Below are 3595 nucleotides of genomic sequence, written 5' to 3' on the forward strand. Positions count from 1 at the left end.
GTGTATCGATTCTTGATGTAACCATGGGAGAAGAAATATATTCTGGTTAAATAGTCTGAATTACCCTATATAGCGTAAATAGTAAGGAAGATTATTCACTATTCATAAGATTTAAAGATAAAGTATTTTGCTAAGATTATATAAGTATTGATATGGATTATTTTCAAAGCAAAAGAAATATCCAACTGGCACATAAGCGTGCTGGTTGGATATTTCATGTAAAACCTGAATTATTAGCTGAGACGTTTCTTTTGTAGGTAGTTTTGAATTATCCTATTAGCAGTAACAAATCCAACCACCTTGTTGTCCTTGTCCTTCACGATAAGGATATTAGTTTTCTCCTCTTCCATTACCTGAAGTGCATCATACAGGTTAGCAGAGTAGGGTATGGATATATCGATTTCCTTCATCAACGAAGAGACAGGTTCCTTGCTCTTTTCTTTACTCTTGTGCAATCCGATGTATCCAATAGTTCCAACCACATTGTCCCCATCTATCACTGGGAGTAACCCGATTCCATGGTCATGCATAATATTCCAGACAGTCTCTGCAGTGTCGGATGGTTTGCAGCTTATCAGGTCATGTTTCATGATCTCTCCAACTGAGAGGGTCTTCATGGTAGGGATACGTTTGTCAAATTGTATCTGGATGCCTCGCCTGGTGAGCTTCTTCGTATACATCGTCTCCCCGTAGATAAGTCTTGCAACAAAGAAGGAGAGTACTCCGCTGAGCAATAGGGGTAGCATGATCGCATAATCACGTGTCATCTCAAATACCATGATAATGGCAGTGAGGACTCCTCCGGTTACACCCGAGACTATTGCAGCCATACCGACAATGGCATATGCAGAGATGGGACCTGTTGTCTCTGGGAAGAGCGTATTCACGATAATACCAACGGTTGCACCCAGAGCACCCCCAAGGAAGAGAGACGGAGCAAAGATACCGCCCGATCCACCGGAGGCAAGGGTAAGGGAGTTGGCAAGCAGTTTCATGAATATCAAGGCAAATGCCATCACCAGTGCAGTGATCTTATTATCAAGAACCAAGTCAAGGAAGTCGTATCCGACACCAAATACGTGGTAATTGCCAAACAGGCGTAGACTGATATAGCCAATGGTTCCTACGATCAGTCCACCTATGATTGATTTCACCGTAGATGGAATCTTCAGTCCATCAAAAAAGTCTTCCATTCCATATACCGACTTAATGAAAACGACAGAAAGCAATCCTGCAAGCAACCCTAACAATGCATAGAAAATGAGTTCATAATGGGAGACCATCGTATATTCTGGAACAATGAAAGCAGGGTGTGAACCCATGAACACTGCCCCCACAGTAGTGGCTATAATTGCCGATACCACTAGTGGCATGATGGTCATGATGCTGTACTCAGGGAGAATAAGTTCCAAGGCGAACATTATGCCGCCGATTGGCGCATTGAACGTTGCGCTGATTCCTCCTGATACTCCAGCCCCGACAAGAATGATTGTCTCCCTGGATGAGAGCTTGAGTGATTGCCCCAACGTAGAACCAAAGCTGGCACCAATCTGCACAATGGGGCCTTCCTTGCCGACTGATCCTCCTGAACCAATGGTAATTGCAGAGGCAAGTGATTTCACCAATGCAACGACAGGTCGAATCTTGCCTCGGTTTTCTGATACTGCGACCATGACCTCAGGAACTCCGTGTCCTTTAGCTTCCGGTGCCCATTTTGTGGTAATCCACTGGGCGAGGGTAATACCGATAGCAGGAACAGCTATGACAAAAGGACCCCAGGAACTGATAAGTCCACCACGATTATGTTGGAAGGAGAGTTGACCGGAAAAGAAGAGATTGTGGAAGAACTCAATCAAGTACTTGAATCCGGCAGCACCCAATCCTGCTATGGCTCCAACAAGAATACAGAGGAGGCTGATGTAGACCGTCCGCTGAATTTGACTCTGCTGTGTTAATACTACCCGCTCATATGTGGGTTTTTCAGAAAACTGGTTTTTGTTTTGCATTGTGCATATAGTTGTAACGAACAAACCGAAAAAGGTAAAGGCGGATTTTGATAAGGAAAACCAGACAAAAAGGTTTCCTTGTATGCAATTTGTTTTTCATTCTATTGCTTCCGGCTGATACCTTACTTCAACGACTCCACCACTTCCTCAATCTTCTCTGCCGCACTCTTGATCACCACATAGCCCCTATCACTGATGGTCTCCTGGGGAGGCGTATCTTTTCTTCTCATACTCAGCCAGAGAGCATCGCTTCCTACGACTTGCTGGCAAGCAGTAACAAAATGAGAGACGCTATCAGTTCCTTGTTTGTATGTGGCAAGCCGTTCTTCCAGGGATGGTACTTCCAATTCTTCTGCAAGCTTCTCTGTTTCCTGATGGATATCAGTGTAGAATTCACTGGTTGTATCAAGCAGCGACAAGAGGTAGAGTGATGTTTCCAAAGCTAAAGGCCTGAAAAGCCTGAGCTGAAGCGTGGTTGATGTTTGGCCCATGTAGTACCCCACGAGGTCTCCGAAATCTGAATATGCCTGGGATATTTCTGTTGCAGTATCTCCTATGACCTGGTAACACATCGCAAGCTTGTCGTCATCTGTCATTCTGTATCTCCTGTCAGGTTACCAATGATGCGGTTTCTTCCTGCTTCCTTTGCTTGGTAGAGCAAGGCATCTGCACGCTGTATGGCACTTTCCAGCGTATCATCAGTCGTAAGCAGGGTAAAGCCTCCGCTCAGTGAACAACCCTGTGTATTTGGATATTGCTTGCAAATAGCGCGCATCATCTCTTTCATCCCTTGCAAAAGAGGGGTAATTGCGTCCTTGTCCCTCCTTACCACTAAAAGCAGGAACTCATCACCACCCCAACGACCCAAAAGGTCTTGCTCTTCAAGCAGTGAAGATAAACCTTGTGCAGTATGCTGCAATACGACATCCTCACACTGATGTCCGTAGGCATCATTGAGGTTCTTGAAATAATCAATATCAAGCATAAAGAGATATGCGATTGCATTATCTTGTTTCTTGGGCAAATAGAGACTGATGAGTTGTTCGATGGTATGGCGGTTATAGAGGGTAGTAAGTTCATCATGCTCGGCAAGGTTCTTGAGATGCAGAGAAAGGGTCCTTTGGCTTTCTACTTGTGTTTGGAGATCATGTAATAACTTCTTATAGACCAGTAGAAGGACTATGAAATTGACAGTAAAGAGCATTAATCGATTGACGATTGCTGTAATGGCATACCCCGTGAAATCGAATCCATTGGTAGAAGGGTTTCCATGGATAATATTGTCAAGCGTGGTTATTATCCTGTAGATCTGAGTACCTGCCAAGATGGTGTAAATCACAAACAATATCACCATGAGTGATCCAAACCAGCCAGAAAAATTCGGGATGAAAACAGTATAATAGAGGGCGATAATTGCAAGGAAATATAGCGCATTGATGATGATGAAAATTTCCAAGGGGAGTGAAAGAAAGATCTCAGTGAGGGAGGAAATAATCATGGAAAGTATCAATACATAGCAAATTTTCCAGTGAACTGGACGTGCAGTATAATTAGCGAAACCGATGTAAAAGATCAGCCCTCCACTGAAG

Annotated in this window: 3 protein-coding genes; all 3 read right to left on the reverse strand. The window is 43.9% G+C overall.

Features of this window, described 5'->3' with window-relative positions:
* Positions 1 to 233 precede the first annotated feature (233 nt).
* Entirely contained in the window at positions 234 to 2006 is a 1773-nt protein-coding gene (locus JF818_RS09655; protein ID WP_198891804.1) for a chloride channel protein, read from the reverse strand.
* A 122-nt stretch (positions 2007 to 2128) separates the two neighbouring features.
* Positions 2129 to 2602: a hypothetical protein gene (locus JF818_RS09660; RefSeq protein ID WP_198891805.1), complete on the reverse strand. Its 474-nt coding sequence runs from the start codon at positions 2600 to 2602 to the stop codon at positions 2129 to 2131.
* The coding region (locus JF818_RS09665) for a GGDEF domain-containing protein (RefSeq protein ID WP_233067154.1) at positions 2599 to 3595 on the reverse strand (997 nt) is incomplete at its 5' end. The genes JF818_RS09665 and JF818_RS09660, both read right to left, overlap by 4 nt.

The organism is Sphaerochaeta sp. S2 (assembly GCF_016406725.1).
Classification (GTDB): Bacteria; Spirochaetota; Spirochaetia; order Sphaerochaetales; family Sphaerochaetaceae; genus Sphaerochaeta.